16 protein-coding genes and 1 riboswitch are annotated in these 20,228 nt (G+C 63.5%); of the genes, 5 read left to right on the forward strand and 11 right to left on the reverse strand.

Features of this window, described 5'->3' with window-relative positions; all coding sequences use genetic code 11:
• From thiD to GM658_RS16210, 5 genes are all read right to left on the reverse strand, one after another.
• Positions 1-537, reverse strand: a 537-nt coding sequence (thiD, locus tag GM658_RS16190) for a bifunctional hydroxymethylpyrimidine kinase/phosphomethylpyrimidine kinase (RefSeq protein ID WP_211841879.1), incomplete at its 3' end; no start/stop codon positions are given.
• On the reverse strand, positions 534-1,316 hold the full coding sequence (locus tag GM658_RS16195) for a thiazole synthase (RefSeq protein WP_155455094.1): 783 nt from the start codon (positions 1,314-1,316) through the stop codon (positions 534-536). The genes thiD and GM658_RS16195, both read right to left, overlap by 4 nt.
• Before the next feature lie 11 nt (positions 1,317-1,327).
• Positions 1,328-1,531, reverse strand: coding sequence for a sulfur carrier protein ThiS (gene thiS / locus GM658_RS16200; RefSeq protein WP_155455095.1), 204 nt, complete (start codon positions 1,529-1,531; stop codon positions 1,328-1,330).
• Complete coding sequence (thiC, locus tag GM658_RS16205; RefSeq protein ID WP_155455096.1) at positions 1,528-3,387, reverse strand: phosphomethylpyrimidine synthase ThiC; 1,860 nt, start codon at positions 3,385-3,387, stop codon at positions 1,528-1,530. The genes thiS and thiC overlap by 4 nt, the downstream gene beginning before the upstream one ends.
• Before the next feature lie 79 nt (positions 3,388-3,466).
• Positions 3,467-3,569: riboswitch (TPP riboswitch) on the reverse strand.
• Between the two features lie 65 nt (positions 3,570-3,634).
• A complete protein-coding gene (locus tag GM658_RS16210; protein WP_155455097.1) occupies positions 3,635-4,669 on the reverse strand; it encodes a hypothetical protein in 1,035 nt (344 codons plus the stop codon).
• 90 nt (positions 4,670-4,759) lie between these two features.
• On the opposite strand from GM658_RS16210, the gene GM658_RS16215 reads away from it, so the two are divergent.
• Both GM658_RS16215 and GM658_RS16220 read left to right on the forward strand, forming a co-directional pair.
• Positions 4,760-5,383, forward strand: coding sequence for a hypothetical protein (locus GM658_RS16215; protein WP_155455098.1), 624 nt, complete (start codon positions 4,760-4,762; stop codon positions 5,381-5,383).
• A gap of 133 nt (positions 5,384-5,516) precedes the next feature.
• A complete protein-coding gene (locus GM658_RS16220; protein ID WP_155455099.1) occupies positions 5,517-6,722 on the forward strand; it encodes a DUF4382 domain-containing protein in 1,206 nt (401 codons plus the stop codon).
• Between the two features lie 6 nt (positions 6,723-6,728).
• On the opposite strand, the gene GM658_RS16225 is transcribed toward GM658_RS16220, so the two are convergent.
• The gene (locus tag GM658_RS16225; protein WP_155455100.1) at positions 6,729-7,229 is read right to left on the reverse strand and encodes a hypothetical protein; all 501 of its coding nucleotides are present in this window, start codon (positions 7,227-7,229) and stop codon (positions 6,729-6,731) included.
• Positions 7,230-7,450: 221 nt separating this feature from the next.
• Between GM658_RS16225 and GM658_RS16230 the strand changes: the two genes are divergently transcribed.
• From GM658_RS16230 to GM658_RS29335, 3 genes are all read left to right on the forward strand, one after another.
• Complete coding sequence (locus GM658_RS16230) at positions 7,451-10,249, forward strand: valine--tRNA ligase (protein ID WP_155455101.1); 2,799 nt, start codon at positions 7,451-7,453, stop codon at positions 10,247-10,249.
• 162 nt (positions 10,250-10,411) lie between these two features.
• On the forward strand, positions 10,412-10,861 hold the full coding sequence (locus GM658_RS16235; RefSeq protein WP_155455102.1) for a DUF2147 domain-containing protein: 450 nt from the start codon (positions 10,412-10,414) through the stop codon (positions 10,859-10,861).
• A 169-nt stretch (positions 10,862-11,030) separates the two neighbouring features.
• A complete protein-coding gene (locus GM658_RS29335; protein ID WP_155455103.1) occupies positions 11,031-11,828 on the forward strand; it encodes a PEP-CTERM sorting domain-containing protein in 798 nt (265 codons plus the stop codon).
• 46 nt (positions 11,829-11,874) lie between these two features.
• Here the strand turns inward: GM658_RS29335 and GM658_RS16245 are convergent, their stop codons facing one another.
• From GM658_RS16245 to GM658_RS16265, 5 genes are all read right to left on the reverse strand, one after another.
• Entirely contained in the window at positions 11,875-14,244 is a 2,370-nt protein-coding gene (locus tag GM658_RS16245) for an efflux RND transporter permease subunit (protein ID WP_229416942.1), read from the reverse strand.
• Positions 14,241-15,347 carry a YCF48-related protein gene (locus GM658_RS16250; protein WP_155455104.1) on the reverse strand — a complete coding sequence of 369 codons (1,107 nt, stop codon included), beginning with the start codon at positions 15,345-15,347 and terminating at the stop codon, positions 14,241-14,243. Before GM658_RS16250 ends, GM658_RS16245 begins: the two co-directional genes overlap by 4 nt.
• Before the next feature lie 82 nt (positions 15,348-15,429).
• Positions 15,430-16,773: a DUF1329 domain-containing protein gene (locus GM658_RS16255; protein WP_211841880.1), complete on the reverse strand. Its 1,344-nt coding sequence runs from the start codon at positions 16,771-16,773 to the stop codon at positions 15,430-15,432.
• A gap of 22 nt (positions 16,774-16,795) precedes the next feature.
• Positions 16,796-18,727 carry a DUF1302 domain-containing protein gene (locus GM658_RS16260; RefSeq protein ID WP_155455105.1) on the reverse strand — a complete coding sequence of 644 codons (1,932 nt, stop codon included), beginning with the start codon at positions 18,725-18,727 and terminating at the stop codon, positions 16,796-16,798.
• Positions 18,728-18,784: 57 nt separating this feature from the next.
• The gene (locus tag GM658_RS16265; RefSeq protein WP_155455106.1) at positions 18,785-20,203 is read right to left on the reverse strand and encodes a coniferyl aldehyde dehydrogenase; all 1,419 of its coding nucleotides are present in this window, start codon (positions 20,201-20,203) and stop codon (positions 18,785-18,787) included.
• Between the last annotated feature and the right edge of the window lie 25 nt (positions 20,204-20,228).

Here is a 20,228-nt window from a genome sequence, read left to right on the forward strand (position 1 = left end):
TGCGCCGGGCGGGAGCGCGGCGTGGCGCGCCATGCTTGCAGCCAGGGCGGCGGCCTCCGGTCCGTTGGGCATGATCAGGGTGGCCAGCGGCAGCAGCGGCGCCAGCGACTTGACCGCGTCGTCGCGGCCCAGCGCATCGCCGTGGCCGCTGCGCAGCACGGGGTCGAGCACCACCGGCGGTTCGGTGTACAGCCTGGCCGCCCAGCCGGGCGCCGCTTCGGCCGCCTGGCGGTGGGTGGCGCGCAGCTCGACGATCAGCTGGGCAATGGCCTGCGCGTTTTCGGCGCTGCCGGGAATGCCGATCTTCACCGCCGCCACCGGCACTTGCGCCATCAGGGTGCGCGCCTGCTGCTGCACCACTTCCGGCGCCAGCGGCATCACAGCGTGGACATGGTTATTGTCCTGCACCGTGATGGCGGTCAACACCGGCAGTGCGTGCGCACCCATCGCCGTGATGGCCTGGATGTCGGCCGCCATGCCGGCGCCGCCAGAGGGGTCGGCGCCGGAGAACACCAGCACGCAAGGCCGGTCGCTCATGCGATCCTCCCCGCCATCGGCGAGGACGGCGAGGCGGCAAAGCGGCGCGGGATACGGCCGGCGAGGAAGGCTTCGCGCCCGGCCTGCACGCCCAGCTTCATGGCGCGCGCCATGCGCACCGGATCGCCGGCGGAAGCGATGGCGGTGTTCATCAGCACGCCGTCGCAACCGAGTTCCATGGCGATGGCCGCGTCGGACGCGGTGCCGACGCCGGCATCGACCAGCACCGGCACCTTGGACTGCTCGATGATCAGCGACAGGTTCCAAGGGTTGAGGATGCCCATGCCGGAGCCGATCAGGGAAGCCAGCGGCATCACCGCGCAGCAGCCGATGTCTTCCAGCATGCGCGCCTGGATCGGGTCGTCGCTGCAGTAGACCATGACGTCGAAACCGTCCTGCACCAGTTCGCGCGCAGCAGCCAGGGTTTCCGGCATATTGGGGAACAGGGTCTTCTCGTCGCCCAGCACCTCCAGCTTGACCAGCTTGTGGCCGTTCAGCAGTTCGCGCGCCATCTGCAGCGTGTACACCGCCTCCTTGGCCGTGTAGCAGCCGGCCGTATTGGGAAGAATGGTGAATTCATGCGGCGGCACGACATCCAGCAGGCTTGGCGCGTGCGGGTCCTGGCCGATATTGACGCGGCGGATGGCCACGGTGATGATTTCCGCGCCGGCAGCCAGCGTTGCTTCGCGGGTTTGCGCCAGGTCCTTGTACTTGCCGCTGCCTACCAGCAGGCGCGAGTTGTATTCCTTGCCGGCGATGACCAATGGTTTGTCTTGCATCTTCAATCTCCCTAGCCCCCGCCGATGGCGCGGACGATATCTACTTTGTCGTTGTGGTTCAGCGCGACCTGCGGCCAGCGCTGGCGCGGCACCACCTGGCGGTTGACCGCCAGGGCCAGCGCCTGGCCAGTGAGCTCGAGCGAGTCGATCAACTGGTCCAGCGTCTGCTGCGGCGGCACCGCACGGGCGGCCCCGTTCAGTTCGATTTCGATCATGCTTGCTCGCGGTAGATATTGGCCCCGCCCTTGACGAACTCGATGGACTTTTCCTGCATCCCTTTGGCCGCGAACTCGCGCACTTCCTGCGTGATCTTCATCGAGCAGAAATGCGGGCCGCACATGGAGCAGAAATGCGCTACCTTGGCCGAATCCTTCGGCAGGGTCTCGTCGTGGAATTCGCGCGCCCGGTCCGGGTCCAGGCCCAGGTTGAACTGGTCTTCCCAGCGGAATTCGAAGCGCGCCAGCGACAGGGCGTTGTCGCGGATCTGCGCGCCCGGGTGTCCTTTCGCCAGGTCGGCGGCGTGGGCGGCGATCTTGTAGGTGATGATGCCTTCCTTGACGTCGGCCTTGTTCGGCAGGCCCAGGTGCTCCTTCGGCGTCACATAGCACAGCATGGCGCAGCCGTACCAGCCGATCTGCGCGGCGCCGATGCCGGAAGTGATGTGGTCGTAGCCGGGTGCGATATCGGTGGTCAACGGGCCCAGGGTGTAGAACGGCGCTTCGCTGCACTGCTCCAGCTGCAGGTCCATGTTTTCTTTGATCAGCTGCATCGGCACGTGGCCAGGGCCTTCGATCATCACCTGCACGTCGTGCTTCCAGGCGATCTGGGTCAGTTCACCCAGGGTTTTCAGCTCGCCCAGTTGCGCCTCGTCATTGGCGTCCCACACCGAGCCTGGACGCAGGCCGTCGCCCAGCGAGAAGCTGACGTCGTAGGCCTTCATGATTTCGCAGATCTCTTCGAAGTGCGTGTACAGGAAGTTTTCCTTGTGGTGGGCCAGGCACCATTTGGCCATGATGGAGCCGCCGCGCGAGACGATGCCCGTCATGCGGTTGGCGGTCATCGGCACGTAGCGCAGCAGCACGCCGGCGTGAATGGTGAAGTAGTCGACGCCCTGCTCCGCCTGCTCGATCAGGGTGTCGCGGAAGATTTCCCAAGTCAGATCTTCGGCCTTGCCATTGACCTTTTCCAGCGCCTGATAGATCGGCACGGTGCCGATAGGTACCGGCGAATTACGCACGATCCATTCGCGCGTTTCATGGATATGCTTGCCGGTGGAGAGGTCCATCACGGTGTCGCCGCCCCAGCGGATGGCCCAGGTCATTTTCTCCACTTCTTCGCCGATGGAGGAAGTGACGGCGGAGTTACCGATATTGGCGTTGATCTTGACCAGGAAATTGCGGCCGATGATCATCGGCTCCAGTTCCGGGTGGTTGACGTTGGCCGGAATGATGGCGCGGCCGCGGGCGACTTCCTCGCGCACGAATTCCGGCGTGATTTCCTCCGGGATGGCGGCGCCGAAGGATTCCCCGCGGTGCTGGCGGCCCAGCAGGCCGGCCATGCGCTGGCCCTTCTCTCCCTGGGCGCGCAGGCCCGCGAGGTATTCCTTGCGGCGCAGGTTTTCGCGGATCGCCACGTATTCCATTTCGGGGGTGACGATGCCCTGGCGCGCGTAGTGCATCTGGGTGACGTTGCGGCCGGACTGGGCGCGGCGCGGCTGGCGGTGCAGCTCGAAGCGCAGGGCGTCGAGCTTTTCGTCGGCCAGGCGCTGGCGGCCGTAGTCCGAGGTCGGGCCGTCCAGCAGCTCGGTGTCGTTGCGTTCGGCGATCCAGGCGGCGCGCGGGGTGGACAGGCCCTTGCGGATATCGATTTTCTCGTCCGGATCGCTGTACGGGCCGGAGCAGTCGTACACGGTGACCGGCGCATTGTCGCCGGACAGGCTGATTTCGCGCATCGGCACGCGCAGGTCCGGACGGCTGCCGGTCACATAGATTTTGCGGGAATTCGGCAGCGGGGTGACGGCTGCGGAGTCGACTTCCGCCTGGGCGGCGAGGAAGGTTGGATTGGCGTTCATTTTGGCTCCTTGTGTTGGCGCAGGAGCCAGCAAAGGAGGTTAGGTTGCGCCGGACCGCGGCGCGCGGTCGCGCGGCAGCAGGCGTATCCTGAAGCTTCCCTTCGCTGGCATTATCCAGATCAGGTTCGGAGGGTATTTCTCACCCGCGCAGCTTGCGCCGCGCAGGACCCCTAGCGTTTGCCGCCTTGACGGCAGCGAGCGGATTATACCCGCATGTTTAGCAATTTGCGCAAAAAATCAAAGCCCTCTATGTGGCAATGCGACAGCTGACGATTGCGCTGCTGTCGTCGCCGGCCAGCCAGGCATGCTCGCCAAGGATGTCGAGAACCCGCAACTTGGTACAGCCGCGCGGCAAGGCGATCGGCGTTTCGGCATGGTTCTCCAGCGCCACCACGGTCTGTTTTCCCTTGCGCGAATATTTCTTGTACATGGGGGTGAGCAAGAGCCATTTCAGGTCGGCGCTGAACTTGCCGTAGCAAGCCTCGTCGATCGTCAGCCGGCTGGCCAGGACATTGGCCCGTTCGTCGATTTCAAGCAGTTCGACGAACTGCATGCCGAGACGGAAATGCGGTTCCATATTGCCCACGCCAAAGGCCAGTCCGGTGCTGCCCTGCCAGGCGGCGTGGCTGAAGCATGCGTAGCCTGTGTTACCGAGGTAAGGACCATACTGGATGGTCATCGGAGCGTGCGGCAAACGGCCAGCTTCCCAGCGGGCCCGCCCCTGTGCCACATCGACCGACAACAGCGCCAGGAAGTTATTCACCGAGTCGCAGTGAAAACCGCGGAAAGTGACGGGCACGCGCTGGTCTTGTGTCGGTCCGAAATCCTGGGCGAAGAACGTGGCCTTCCGCGAGGGCGCGCTCGCATAGCCGGGCTCCTCCTGTTCGAATTCGCTGGACCACTTGGCCAGCGCATTGTCGATGTCCAGCGGAACCAGCTCAGACGAGATATCGTCAAGCAGATAGAGCTTGCGGTCGGCCAGCAGCAAGGCCAGCTTGCCGCCGACCGAAAACGCCTTCAGCGACAGGCGATAGTGATGCTGATCATCCCAATAGGCGTCGGCGAATTCCAGCATTTCGGCGTGCAGGGCGGCTGGAAGCTTGCGCTTGTCGACCTTGCCGTCCCGCAGCTGGACCAGCCAATAATCGCCGGTCCCATACGGCTTGGCCAGCATGACCAGCCGGCCGTCTTTGAACGGTACGTAGCTCGCGCAATGCCAGCTCTCGTCACCAAATTCTGCCGCCATATCGATGGCGGTGTTATGCAGCAGTTCCAATTTCATCGCAACTCCAGATGCCAGAAAATGGACCTAATTGTACTTCTTGCAAGCAGCATGGCGCGGCTATAATCGGGCACCGTGAAAGGAGACCGGATGCGATATGTAGTATTCCTGGCTGCGATAGCCGCGCAGGCCGCCGTGGCTGGGCCGGCGCTGGAGACGCGCGCGCCAACGCTGGCAGAGCAGCGCTCGTTCCAGCAATTCATGCAGCGCAGCGCACCGGGCGCGCCGCTACCGGCCTTGCACGCCGAACGCGCGCACGGGGCGAAGCAATGGGAGGTGAGCGCCAGCGAAGATGCGCCGCCGGTGCGGCTGGTGCTGCCGCTGTGCCGCGTGACGCGCACCCGGTATACGCTGCAGGCCGACGACAGCTGGCGCACCGACAGCAGCCAGCACGTCTGGATCCACCACACCACCAGCTGCGGCACGCCGCCGGCCGGCATGGTCGAACTGCGCGCGCAGCTGGCGGAAATCGACGTACTGCGCCTGATCCAGGCGGAAGGCGAAGTGCTGCAGAAGGCGCGCCTGCTCATGACCGGAAACACCAGCTGCGCGCCGACCCGCTCGCGCAACTTTACGCTGCGCTCACTGGGGCGCAGTGCGGACGGAATGTACCTGCTTGGTTACCAGAGCGATATCGGCAGCACGGCCGGCATCACCGTGCGCCAGACGCGCGGCGCTGAATTGACGGCCTGGAATGTCGCCTGCGGCAAATAGGGGCTTCCCCTAGGCGAGGTGCCTTGCCATCTGAAAGGTGTAACAATTCGTTACTAAGTGCGAAACCGCACATAGCAGTTTTCCGCTCGGAATCCATAATGGAAGAGCACTAATAACTTCGAGAGGCACAACCATGAACCCGAAAGTCTCCCTCCTCCCCCTCTTCCTGGCTTCCGCCTTGCTCGCGGCATGCGGCGGCGGCGGTGGCGGTTCCAGCAGCCAGCCTACCCAGACCATGGGTACCCTGGCTGTTTCCATGACGGACGCCCCGGCCTGCGGTTTTGATGCGGTCAACGTGACGGTCAACAAGGTGCGCGTGAACACCAGCGCCACCGCCAGCGACACGGATGGCGGCTGGACCGACATCACCCTGTCGCCCGCCAAGAAAATCAACCTGCTGAACCTGACCAACGGCACGCTGGACGCCCTGGGTCAGACCTCGCTGGCGGCAGGCCATTACAATCAGGTACGCCTGGTGCTCGATGCCAATACCGGCAACGCCACCAACAACTCGGTGGTCCTGAGCGGCACCACGACCGAGATTTCGCTGGACACCCCAAGCGCGGTACAGAGCGGCATCAAGATGAACGCCGACTTCACGGTGGAAGCGGGCCAGCGCTATGACCTGGTGATGGACTTCGACGCCTGCAAATCGATCGTCACCAAGGGCAATGGCAAGTACGCGCTGAAGCCAGTAGTCAAAGTGATCCCGACCGCGCTGAACGGCATCAGCGGCTTCGTCAGCCTGCCGCTGCTGACCGATGGCGTGGTGGTGAGCGCCCAGCAGAACGGCGCTGTGATCGCATCGACGACGCCAAGCAGCACCGGTGAATTCGACCTGACCCGCCTGCCTCTCGGTAACTACGACGTCGTGATCACCTCCAACACCCATGCAGCGTATGTGGTTGGCGGCGTGCCGGTCACTTCGCTCACCGGTATGGTGCCGATCAGCACCACCGCTGCGCCATTCACGCTGGCCAGCACCAGCTTGATGGGCTCCATCAGCGGCACCGCCACGCTGACTCCCGCCAGCGCCACCGAGTCGGCCCTGGTCTCGGCCAAGCAAGCCATTTCCGGGGGCCCGACTGTGACGCTGCGCTATACCAACGCCGACATGGTGAGCGGCGCCTACAGCATCACCAAGCTGCCGCTGTCGGCGCCTCAGTATGCCGCGTATAGCGCCACCTTGCCGCTGTCCTTCGGCGCAGCACTGACCACCCCAACGACCGGCATGTACAAAGTTGAGGCTTCGGCAACCGGCTACACCACGCTGGCGATTCCGACCGTGGATATCACTGCCGCCGACCAGACCAACGTCAACTTCAGCCTGATTCCTTAAGTAGCACTACCTCGGCGCCGCCCCATTGCGGGCGGCGTCATCTTTTTCCGGAAGTCTGGTACGTTCCGCCTTGCGCTTCGCCGTGCGGAAGCCATGCGCCATCGCCGCATGGCGCAAGCGGATGATTGGCGTCCAATCGCTGTCGCCGGGAAGCTGTAAGTCAATCACTTTCCACGCATTGCCCACATTGCCCAGGCTGGCTGTGACAAACTGGTTTGGTGAGACGGGCCGGAAGTCATAGACCAGCTCGCCACAAATCACTTCAGCGTAATGCGGGCCACGGCTGCTGGTGATGCGCAACCGCGTACCATCCGGCAGGAATACCGTTTTCCAGAAATAGCCCTTGGGGTCTAGCGGCCTGTTTTCGGCGCGCTGGCGCTGTAGCCATTCACGGATGGCAATGTCGGCCAAGTCCGCGAGGGTGAGCGTTGTCGCCTGCTCAGCGTGGTAGTCGAGCAGCGCGTGCAGGGTCGGGAGGCTTACCTCCAAAGTCACTCGGGTACTCATACTGAAACCTCCTGAAATTTTCCCCCTTAGAGCGCTATCACGGCCAAAAAGTTCAGTTTTTCAGTAGTTTCAGTAGTTGTTTCAGTAGCTTTCAGTTCAAGTCAGCGAGAGATGCGCGGAGGGCTACCGGTTCGGCGGTCCACTGGCGGGGCCGGCCAGCCGCATGCGGCACCGCACAATCCCTTATAATGAAAGTTTTCGCCAAATTTACAGCCCAAATCATGGAATTAGCCAAGTCTTTCGAGCCTGCCGACATTGAACAGTTCTGGCGCAGCGAGTGGGAAAAGCGCGGTTACTACGCAGCCTCCCTCGACCTGAGCAAGCCGTCCTTCAGCATCCAGCTGCCGCCGCCGAACGTCACTGGCACGCTGCACATGGGCCACGCATTCAACCAGACCATCATGGACGGCCTGACCCGCTACCACCGCATGCTGGGCCACAACACCGCGTGGATCCCCGGCACCGACCACGCCGGCATCGCCACCCAGATCGTGGTGGAGCGCCAGCTGGACGCGCAGAAAGTGTCCCGCCATGACCTGGGCCGTGAAAAATTCGTCGAAAAAGTATGGGAGTGGAAGGAAAAATCCGGCTCCACCATCACCGGCCAGATGCGCCGCATGGGCACCTCCCCCGACTGGAACCGCGAATACTTCACCATGGACGCCGAGCGCTCCAAGGTCGTGAGCGAAGTTTTCGTGCGCCTGTTCGAACAAGGCCTGATCTATCGCGGCAAGCGCCTGGTCAACTGGGACCCGGTGCTGGGCACCGCCGTCTCCGACCTGGAAGTGGTGTCGGAAGAAGAAGACGGCTCGATGTGGCACATCAAGTACCCGCTGGCCGACGGCAGCGGACACCTGGTCGTGGCAACCACCCGTCCTGAAACCATGCTGGGCGACGTCGCCGTGGCCGTGGACCCGACCGACGAGCGCTACACCGCACTGGTGGGCAAGATGCTCAAGCTGCCGCTGGTCGGCCGCGAAATCCCGGTCATCGCCGACGAATACGTCGACAAGGAATTCGGCACCGGCTGCGTGAAGATCACTCCGGCCCACGACTTCAACGACTACGCCGTCGGCCAGCGCCACAAGCTGGACATGCCGTCCATCCTGACCCTGGACGCCAAGATCAACGAAAACGGCCCGGCCGCCTACCAGGGCATGGACCGCTTCGCCGCCCGTAAGCAGATCGTGGCCGACCTGGACGCGCAAGGCTTCCTGGTCGAAGTCAAACCGCACAAGCTGATGGTGCCGCGCGGCGACCGCACCGGCGTGGTGATCGAGCCTATGCTGACCGACCAGTGGTTCGTCGCCATGAGCAAGCCGGCGCCGGAAGGCACTTTCAATCCGGGCAAATCCATCACCGAAGTCGCGCTGGAAAAAGTCTCCAGCGGCGAGATCAAGTTCGTCCCAGAAAACTGGAGCACCACCTACAACCAGTGGCTGAACAACATCCAGGACTGGTGCATCTCCCGCCAGCTGTGGTGGGGCCACCAGATCCCGGCCTGGTACGACGAGCAAGGCAACATCTACGTCGCCCGCAGCGAAGATGACGCGAAAGCGCAAGCCGCCGCCAAAGGCATGACCGGCGCCCTGACCCGCGACAACGACGTGCTGGACACCTGGTTCTCGTCCGCCCTGGTACCGTTTTCCACCCTCGGCTGGCCGAACGAAACGCCTGAACTGCAGGCCTTCCTGCCATCGTCGGTCCTGGTGACCGGCTTCGACATCATCTTCTTCTGGGTAGCGCGCATGGTCATCATGACCAGCCACTTCACCAACAAGGTACCGTTCGAAACCGTATACGTGCACGGCCTGGTACGCGACTCGCAAGGGCAGAAGATGTCCAAGTCCAAGGGCAATACCCTGGACCCGATCGACCTGATCGACGGTATCGGCCTGGAAGCCCTGGTCGCCAAGCGCACCTCGGGCCTGATGAACCCGAAAGACGCGGCCAAGATCGAAAAAGCCACCCGCAAGGAATTCCCGGAAGGTATTCCAGCCTACGGCACCGACGCCGTGCGCTTCACCATGGCTTCCTATGCCTCGCTGGGCCGCAACATCAACTTCGACCTGGGCCGCTGCGAAGGCTACCGCAACTTCGGCAACAAGCTGTGGAACGCCACCCGCTTCGTGCTGATGAACACCGAAGGCCACGACTGCAGCGCCAACGACGCCGACCTGTCGGCCGCCGACAAGTGGATCATCTCCGCGCTGAACCGCGCCGAGCAGGAAGTGCACAAAGGCTTCGCCGACTACCGCTTCGACAACATCGCCTCTACCATCTACCAGTTCGTGTGGTACGAGTACTGCGACTGGTACCTGGAACTGGCGAAGGTGCAGGTACAGCAAGGCACGCCGGGCCAGCAGCAAGCTACCCGCCACACCCTGCTGCGCGTACTGGAAGTGATCCTGCGCATGGCGCACCCGATCATCCCGTTCGTCACCGAGCAGCTGTGGCAGACCGTCGCCCCGCTGGCCGGCAAAGGCGGCGAAGGCCAGTCCATCATGACCCAGGCCTACCCGCTGCCGAACGAAGCGGCGATCAGCGCCGAAGCCGAAGCCTGGATGGGCGAGCTGAAAGGCCTGACCGACGCTGCCCGTAACCTGCGCGGCGAAATGAAGCTGTCGCCATCGGTGCGCGTGCCGCTGATCGTGGAAGCCGCCGGCGCCGACAAGGCCAAAATGGCCGCCTTCGCGCCGTACATCCAGATGCTGGGCAAGCTGTCGGAAGTGCAGATCGTGGACGTGCTGCCGGAATCGCCGGCCGCCGTTTCCGTAGTCGGCACCACCAAGCTGATGCTGAAAGTGGAAATCGACGTCAAGGCCGAACGCGAACGCCTGTCGAAAGAGATCGCCCGCCTGGAAGGCGAGATCGCCAAAGCCTCCGGCAAGCTGTCCTCCGAATCCTTCGTCGCCCGCGCCCCAGCGGCCGTGGTGGCGCAGGAAAAAGAGCGCGTCGCCACCTTCGGCGCAACGCTAGCAAAAATGCAGGAACAGCTGGCCAAACTGCCAGTGGCCTAAGCCTGATCCAAAAAGGGGACGTAACCAATTTTTAATTGGTTACGTCCCCTTTTTTCATTTCTAGAGTCTTCCCTCGAATAAAAATAGCATGATCGTGCGGTGCTATGCCGGGTCATACGCTACACTGGTTTTCCCCAAAACCCCTATAAAAGAGACACCCCCATGCGCCTTACCCGTACTGTGGCGCTGGCCGCGGCAGCCTTGCTGGCTGCAGCACCAGCATTTGCCCAAGACCCATCCCCTGTCGGCCTGTGGAAGAACATCGATGACGTATCCGGCAAGCCGAAGGCCCTGATCCGCATCACCGAAGAAAACGGCGCACTGCAGGGCAAGATCGAAAAACTGTTCCGCGGCCCGAGCGAAGAACAGAACCCGGTGTGCGACAAGTGCACCGACGCGCGCAAGGACAAGCCGATCGTCGGCATGGTGATCGTTTCCGGCTTGAAGAAGGATGGCGACGAATACAATGGCGGCGAGATCCTCGACCCGAACAACGGCAAGGTATACAAGAGCAAGCTGGAAGTGGCCGACGGCGGCAAGAAGCTGAAAGTACGCGGCTATATCGGCATCCCGATGCTGGGCCGTTCGCAGACCTGGGAACGCCAGGAATAAGCCAGTCAGCATGTCCCGCAACGCCGGAGCAGCTGTCGAAGAATTTTACAGTTGGCCCCGGCGCAATTCACACTTCTCTTAACTATCAACAACTTAGTTACCGGGCCCAAATATTGCTTAATAGCGCAAGGCAAGAAAAATTGCCACGTTATCAATAAATATTTTCGGGATGGAATCTATGTTGCCAAAGTTTGTCTCCGCAGTTGCACTGACCCTCGCTGCTTCCAGCGCCTTCGCCGGCCCCATCAGCAAATACTACGCTTCCGTGAGCGGCAGCCAGATCAAAGTCGCCCAAGGCAATTCGATTGTGCAGCAATGGAATACGGTCCATGGCAGCGAATGGTCCATCAACGTCAACGGCGACATCCGCACCAGCCCGGCGGGAGACAATTCCCAGGGTTCGCAATATACGCTGGCGGGCGCTTACACCGGCACCAACTACCTGGACGAAGCGACCGGCTACCAGGACACCGACGACTCCACCACTGACGGCCTCTACAACTATACGGTCGCCTACACGAACGGCAACGTGATCCGTACCGATCGCAATTTCGGCAACGCCACCACCCTGTTCAACAGTGGCGCATCCAGCCTGGGCATCACTTTCGACGAAACCAATCATTCGCTGTGGATCGTCAGCTTCGGCGGCAACCTGGTGCGCAATTACAGCATGACCGGCGCTTTGCTGGGCAGCTTCAATACCGCCAGCGGCATCACCGGCGGCCTGGCGCTCGACCACGCTGACCAGAGCCTGTGGATGGTCGACTGGAGCGGCAATATGCAAAACTACGGCAAGAACGGCGCCTTCCTCGGCAGCGGCCCTTACCTCGGCTACGTGCTGGGTGGCGAATTCGATCTCGGCGGCGCGTCCCCTGCCGCCAGCGTACCTGAGCCAGGTTCGCTGGCCCTGCTGGGATTGGGCCTGGCCGGCGCCGCCCTGGCACGCCGCCGCAAGCGCGCCGCCTGATAAGGCAACAGGGCGGCCCGCCGCCCTGTCCCGCGCCGCACTCCCGTCAGCCGGGACGGCGCGGCAGCAGCAAAGACGCCAGCGCCGGAATCATCACAATCGCCCCCACCATATTCCACAGGAACATGAACATCAGCAGCAGGCCCATATCGGCCTGGAACTTGATGTCGGACCATACCCAGGTCAACACCCCCAGCGCCAGTGTCACTCCAGTCAGCGCCACCGCCACCCCGGTCGTCTTCAGCGTTTCGAAATAAGCCTCCTTCAGCTCCAGCCCGCGGTCAAGGAATCCTTGCAGCCGGTTGTAGATGTAGATGCCGTAGTCCACGCCAATGCCGATGCCCAGCGCAATCACCGGCAAGGTCGCCACCTTCACACCGAGTCCCAGGCGCGCCATGATCGCCTCGCACAGCGCCGACGTGATATACAGCGGCACCATGATGCACACGGTCACGCGCCAGGAACGGAACTCCCACCACACCAGCAGCGCCACGATGGCATACACCAGCACCAGCATGGTGATCTCGGCCTGCTTGATCACGATATTGGTGGCCGCCTCGATGCCCGAATTGCCCGCCGCCAGGATGAACTCCGCCTGCGGTGAATTGTTCTCCTTCGCGAAAGCCTGGGCCGCCAACACCACGCGCGTCAGCGTATCGGCCTTGTGGTCGGCCAGGAACACCAGAACCGGCAGCATCGAGCAATCGTTGCTGTACAACTCGGACGGAATCATGCGCTGCGCCGAGTTCGAGACGAAACGGTTGCGCGACAGCGCCTGCCATTTCAGGCTGCCGCCATTGACGTTGGAGATGATGCGCTTCTGCACCGTGAACAAAGAGGTGGTCGACTCCACGCCCGCGACGTTCTCCATCTCCCACTGGAAGCGGTCCACCACTTCCGCCGCGGGATAGGCGCCGCACTCGCCGGCCGGCGTTTTCACCATCACCACGAACACGTCGGAGCTGGTCGAATAGTGGCTGGTGATGAAGGCGTTGTCGCGGTTATAGCGCGAATCGGCGCGCAGCTCCGGCGCCCCCGGATCAAGGTCGCCGATCTTCAGGTCGCGGTTGAGCGCAAACGCCGTGGCAAACACCGCCACTGCGCCCAGCACCGCCAGTTGCGCAAACTTCGGCTCCGCAAAGCGCGACAGCTTGCGCATGAAGCGGTGCTTGCGCTGCGCCTTGCGCGCCTGGTTGCGCAGGCAGGCATCGGTCACGTCCAAATACGACATCAGGATAGGCAGCAGGAACATCTTGGTCAGCACGATCACCGCCACGCCAACCGAGGCGGAGATCGCCAGCTCGCGGATCACGCCGATATCGATCACCAGCAGGGTGGAAAAGCCCACCGCATCGCACAGCAGCGCGATGGTGCCGGGAATGAACAGCTGGCGGAATGTCTGCTTGGCGGCCTCGGTGGCGGTCTTGCCGGACAGGCGCTCGCTGGCCATGGTGTTGATGTTCTGCACCGCATGCGAGACGCCGATGGCAAAGGTCAGGAACGGCACCAGGATCGAATACGGGTCAAGCCCGAAGCCCAGCAGCCGCACGATGCCCAACTGCCAGATCACCGCCAGCGAACAGCAGAACACCGTCACCAGGGTCGACTTCCAGCAGCGCGAATACCACAGGAGCAGCGCCACCGTCATGGCGAAGGTGATCGCAAAGAACATGCCGATCGCCTTGGCGCCGTGGATCAGATCGCCCACCACCTTGGCAAAACCGACGATGTGGATCTTCACGCCCTGTTGCTCGTACTTGGCGCGCACCAGCTTTTCCAGCCGCTCGGAGAACAGTCCGTAATCGAGCCTGGTGCCCTTGTCGGGATCGATCTCCAGCAGCGGCACCTGCACGATGGTGGACTTCTGGTCCGCCGCCACCAGGCTGCCGATGCGGCCAGAACGCGCCACGTTGGCGCGCACCTCGTCCAGCATGGCCGGCGAGCCATCGAAGCCCTGCGGGATGATCTGGCCACTGTTCATGCCGGTCTCGGTCACCTCCATCCATTGTACGTTCGGCGTCCATAGGGACTTCAGGTTGCCGCGGTCGACACCTGGAATGTAGAACACTTCATCGGTCACCGCCTTCAGCGTATCCAGGTATTCCCTGGAATAGATGTCGCCTTTCGCCGCCTCCACTGCGATACGGACATTGTTGCCCAAGGGGCGCAGCTCGTTCTCGTATTTCAGGTAGTTGGCGATGAAGGGATGCGTGGCCGGCACCATCTTCTGCAAGCTGGCGTCGGGCTTGAGCAGCGCCGCCTGCCAGGCAAACAGCGCCGACGCCAGCAGGAAGGCCAGCATGATGACGAAGCGGCGCCTGAACAGCCGCGGCTCCAGCCAATGTTCGATCGAGTCGAAGCGCTGGTGGCTCTGCTCCATCACCTCGCACGGTTTGTCTTGATCGTCACGCATCATTTACTTCCCTCCCCTGCTGCACGCACCCCGCCCACGCCGGACAGCAGCAGCGCGCCATCCGCCTGCAGCATGCCCGCCGTCGGCACGGCATCGCCCTGGCGCACCACGCGGAAACTGGCGCCGTCGTCGTCGCTGCGCAGCAGCGCCCCATCCTGGGCCGCCAGCACGATGCCGGCGCCCTGCATGGCGCCGCCGACCAGGCTCTTTTTCGTCACGGCCGGCGTTTCGCGCCAGGTGGCGCCGCCATCTTCGCTGCGGAACACGTGACCGCCAAAGCCATAAGCGAGCATGCTGCGGCCGGTGAAGATCACGCCATACAGCTGGCCGCTGTAACCGGTCGCCACGCGCTGCCAGCTGTCGCCGCCGTCGTTCGACCTGTAGACATATCCGCCTTCGCCCGCAATGGCCAGCGCCTTGCCGGGGCCACCGGCAATGGCGTTGTAGTGCAAGCCCTCCGGATTGGTGAGGCCTGCGCCCATGGAAGTCCAGTTTGCCCCGCCATCCGTGGTGCGGAATGCCTGGCCGTAGGCGCCCACCGCGTAGCCCGTCCTGGCATCGCGGAACCATACGCCCAGCAAGGGGCGCGACGGGCCGAACTTGGCCGCCGCTTCAATATCGCCAAGCGCGTTCTGCGCGTCGCTGAGGGCCGTGCTGCCCCCCGCCGCCGCGCCGGCAGCGCCGGCCGCCGCTTGCGCTTTCGCCACCGCCGCCTTGGCATCGGCCAGCATGAGCGCATTCGCCTTGTTGCCGTCAAAACGGGTTGTCCACTGCGCGCCGCCATCGCTGGTGGACAGGATCACGCCATCGTGCCCGACCGCCCAGCCGTTGAGCGCATCGGCAAACGCTACGCCGGTCAGCGTGACCGACACCGGTACCTTCGCCTGGCGCCAGGCTGCGGACGCACCGCCATCGCTTACCAGGACGATGCCGCGCTCGCCCACCGCTACCGTGCGCCGCCCGGCCTGGGCCAGCGACAGCAGCATGGCCTTCGGCGCCCGTGCCGACATGCGCGCCGGCGTTTGCAGCGGATCGCCCGCCAGCGCAGGTACGGTCGCCAATGCGCCTACGAACACCGCGACGGCCTGTATCAATGCTCTATTCATGCTTCTACCCGCCAAAAAATGGGCGCAGCGGTCCCTGGATCGCTTGCGCCCGAAGAGACACCCCAAACCCGCTACGCCTTCCTCAATTCGAAGAGCGGCGCAGCGTATCTGGCGTGAAGTTCGACGGATCGAGCTTTACGCCAAATTTGATCGGCTTCTCCTGGTTGGAGATGCCGGACAGCAAGTAGCGGCGTGCCTGCAGGTCATAGAACACTTCGTTGGCGAAGTATTGGGTTTGCGCGTCGTAATACTGGATGGCGCCGATTTCGTGCACCCGCCACAGCTCACCGCGGCCGTCATAGGCGTCGGCGTGCGCGACCTGCCAGCTGTCCTCGTCCACGTAGAAGACACGCTTGGCGTAGATATGGCGTTTGTCCTTCTTCAGCGTCGCCTCCACCACCCATACGCGGTGCAGCTCATAGCGCACCATGTCCTGGTTGATGTGGCCCGGACGGACGATGTCGGCATACTTCACGGCCTTGTTGGTCATCTTGTAGTTGTTATAGGAGATCAGCATCTCCTTCTTGCCGACCAGCTTCCAGTCGTACCGGTCCGGGGCGCCGTTGAAGCCATCGTAGTCGTCGGTGGTGCGCAAGCCATCCGCGCCCTGGCCCGGCGAGTCGTACGCCACGTTCGGCGCGCGCAGCACGCGGCGCTGGCCCGGGTTGTAGGTCCAGGCCAGGCGCGATTCCTTCACCTGGTCCAGCGGGTCCACCACCAGCAGCGCGTCGCCCGCCACGGACGACGGCCCGGTCAGCGTGGCCATGTAGTACAGCAGGCGGTTCGGCTCGGGATTGCTCATGCCCTGCGCAAAAGCTACCTTCTCAGTGCGCGTCACCGGCGTGAAAGCGCCATTGGTCTGCACCGGGAATTCGGCGGTGTAGCGCTCGATGGTGCCGCCCCGGTAGCGCATCAGGTGGTTCCAGATCACTTCCACCCCGGTTTTCGGAATCGGGAACGGTACGGTGGTCTTGCTGATGCCCGTCACGCCATTGCCGCCGCCGGTCAGGTCGGCCTTGGACGCCTCCGCCTTGACGGTGTCGTACACCGCCTGCGGATAACCCGCCGTGCGGTAGGTCTTGTAGACGTTCATCTTGTAGGACGGATAGCGCTTGAGCATCTCCATCTGGCCCGGCGTCAGCACGTCCTTGTACTTGTCCATATTGGCCGCGGTCACGGTGTACAGCGGCGCCTCGTTCGGCAGCGGGTCCGGATAGCCGTTCTTGCCGTCGAAGCCGGCGGGCGCCTTGGTCAGGCCGCCCGTCCAGGGCGGGATGGTGCCGGCCTTATTGCCCTCTTTCTCCGCGCCGACCGGGGTCAAGTCCTTGCCCAGGCGCTCCACTTCCGTCTGCGACAGGCCAGCCAGGGCGCTGCCCGCGATGCACGCCAGCGCTGCGGCCAGCAAACTTTGCTTCATCATCTTCATCTATGTCTCTCCTGGGTCTTTTTTAGAAGTTGGCGCCGATCACGAAGGACATGTTGTCGCGGTCGTGGAACTGGTCGTACTTGGCGCTTTTGTTATAGCTGGTGTAGCTGATGTCGGCGTAGTAGCGGTTGTTGTAGTCGGCGCGCAGGCCGATCGAGCGGGTCTGGCGGTCCTCGATGAACAGGTAGTCGGCCGAGTAGCCTTTCACGTCATGCGCGAAGTAGAGGCGTGGCTTGAAGTTGATGCCGGCCACCACGTTCGGGAACAGCAGTTCGGCCGACAGGCGATAACCCCAGGCGCTGCTGGTCGCATAACCCTGGTTCTCACAATATGAAGCGTTCGGCTGGATGCCGGCCGGACCGCAGGTGCCGCCCAGCGCCGCCGTCGGGCCGAAGTTGTACATGAAGGCGCGCACATAACGGGTGCTCGTGTTCGGGTCGCCGATGCCGCTCCACTTCTGGCCCGCGACTTCACCCAGCAGCGTCAGCGAATCCGCGCCCAGCACCTGCGGAATCTGGCGGATGAACGATACCTGCGCCTGCGTCTTGTCCTTGCGGTCATAACCGTGGATCACGGTCCCGGTTGGCACGTTCGGGTCGCGCGCCATGGCCGCCAGCTTGGCTTGCGGGCCGATGCCCAGCGCCGTACCCACCAGCAGGTCGATGGCGTTGATCTGCACCGGAATATCCTTGGTGCGCGACACTTCGCCGAACAGGGAGAAGCCGCCAGCTTCGGTCGCAGCCGACAGGCCGAGGGTCTTCACGTTCTCGCCGCTGTAATCCCACACGATATTCCCCGGCGGCAGGACAGCCAGCGTGCCCAGCGCCGGCGCCAGCGAAGGCACGGCTTTCGCCAGCTGCGCCAGCCGGCCCGACCAGACGGACGGCAGGGCCGACGGCTGCTTGACCACCGAGACGATCGGCGAGTGGCTGTGATAACGCGCGAAATAGAGCCCGAAGTCGGTAGCAATCGCGTCGGCAAAATAGTGACCCGACACGCCGAACTGGCCGGAATTCTTCGGCTTGATCTTGTCCGCGGTAGTCATGCGGAAGTTCAGCGGCATGGAGCGCGACAGGCCAAGAGAGGCAAGCAAAGGATCCAGTGCAGGCGGCAGGCCCGCCAGAAACGGCTTGCCATTGTACTGGCCCTGGTCGTCCATCTTGGTGCCGTCGCCAAACAGCACGGTGCCGTTATTGCAGTTCAGCGAGTCGGCCGCCGACCAGTAGGTGCCGCAGCCATCCACGACATTCTGGCGCCAGCCGATGTCGTAGAAGGCTTCCACCGACACGCCGTTGCCCAGCCCCAGGTTGGCCAGCAGCGCAGGCTGCGGGCGCAGGATTTCCTTCACCTGCGCGCCCGGGCGGCGCGCGGCGCTGGTATCGAAAGCGCCCATGGCGTTTATGCCCGGCACGAACAGGCTCTCGCCCCAGTTCACCACCTGGTTGCCCAGCTTGACCGACAGCGGCTTTCCGCTCACATCCCAGTTGGCAAAGACATAGGCGTCGGCCAGGGCCGCGCCGTCGAAGGTGGACAACTGGTCGAACCCATGGTCGCTCAATTGCGTGTTCGGCACGTAGGCGTTATTGAAGCTGCCGTGCGGCATATTGGAATTTTTCAGCGTGTAGTCGTACCAGGCGAAGCCGCGTGCGAACAGGCCGTAGGTATCGCCTTTCAGCTGGAATTCGGCGGTCAGCTTGCCGACCGTGGAGTAGGCGTCGTGCTTGCCGAAATTCAGGTTGCCGTCATCGGCGCCGGCGCCCGCCGTGCCGCCGTTGACGACGGAGATCAGGTTCTTGTCCGCATCCTTCATCCGGATGCTGGTACCGATCGACGTGTTGAGGGACCAGCGCCCCTCCAGCCCATTGTCGGTGGTGAAGGTATCTGCGTGCGCCAGGGGGCTTGCCAGGGCAGCCGCCACGGCAAGGGCCATGGTGCGGTTGTACTTCCTCGTCATCCTAGTGTCTCCTATCGTTTTATATTTGACTGCTATCTGACTGCTTGGGTACTGCCACTACATATGCTGTTTGAGGAATCGTGCCAGCATGTCGAACAGACGCCCGTATGGTGGGCGGAACAGGCCAAAGCCATTCAGGCGCGCCTGGCGGAAGATCGGCTTCTGTTTCGAGAACGCCAGGAAGCCATGCTCGCCGTGATAGGCGCCGGTGCCGCTGGCGCCCACGCCGCCGAAGGGCAGGTTTTCCTGCGCTGCATGCCATAGCGCGTCATTGACCGTCACGCCGCCGGAAATCGTGGAGCGCAGCACCTTGGTGCAGTTGCGGCGCGCCCTGCCGAACCAGTACAGCGCCAGCGGACGCTCGCGCTGGTTGATGAAGGCAATGGCTTCCTGCAGGGTGTCGTAAGGCACGACCGGCAGCAGCGGGCCGAAGATCTCTTCGCGCATGACCGCCATCTCCGGCGTCACGTCCAGCAGCAGCACCGGCGCCATGCGGCGCTCGCCGCTGGCGCCGGCGCCCAGCTGGACCGCCTTTGCGCCCTGCTCCTCGGCCTCGCGCACCAGCTGCTGCAGGCGCACCAGGTGGCGCTCGCTGATGATGCTGGTGTATTGCTCGTTGCTGGCGAACTTCGGATACATGGCGGCAGCGGCGGCGCTCACTTCGCGCACGAAGTCCGCCACGCGCGCGCGCGGCACCAGCGCATAGTCCGGCGCCACGCAAGTCTGGCCGGCGTTGAACAATTTGCCGAAGGCCAGGCGCGGCGCCGCTTCCGCCAGGTCGCAGCTTGCGTCGATGATGGCGGGCGATTTGCCGCCCAGCTCCAGCGTGACCGGCGTCAGGTTGCGCGCGGCGGCCAGCGCCACCTGGCGCCCCACGGCGGTGGAGCCGGTGAATACCAGGTGGTCGAAAGGCAGCGCGGCGAAATCGCGGCTGATGTCCACTCCGCCTTCGATCACGGCCAGTTCGGCGGGGCTGAAATACTTTTGCGCCAGTTGCGCCAGCAGGCGCGAAAAGGCCGGCGTCAGTTCGCTCGGCTTGATCAGCACGCGGTTGCCGGCCGCCAGCGCCGCCGCCGCCGGCACCAGCGCCAGCTGGCAGGGATAATTCCACGGCACGATATTGCCCACCACGCCCAGCGGCTGCGGCATGATCCGGCTCGATCCGGGCAGCATGTGCAGCGGCGTCGCCACGCGGCGCACGCGCATCCAGCGCCCCAGCTTGCGGCGCTGCTGGCGGATCGCCGACAGCACGATGAACAATTCGGTCAGCACCATCTCCTGCCGCGCGCGCCCGCCGAAATCGGCGTTGATCGCCTCCAGGATGGCCGCCTCGTTGTCGGCCACCATGGCCTGCAGGCGCGCCAGCCGCTCACGCCGCACCGCGGCGGACGGAAACATGTCGGCGTTGAAGGCGGCGCGCTGGATTTCCAGCGTGTCGGCGAGATGCGATGCGCTCAATGGCTGCGGTGCGTTCATGGTTGGCCAATCGGGGTCAGAGGCG

The sequence above is a fragment of the Massilia eburnea genome (assembly GCF_009720745.1).
Taxonomy (GTDB): domain Bacteria; phylum Pseudomonadota; class Gammaproteobacteria; order Burkholderiales; family Burkholderiaceae_D; genus Rugamonas; species Rugamonas eburnea.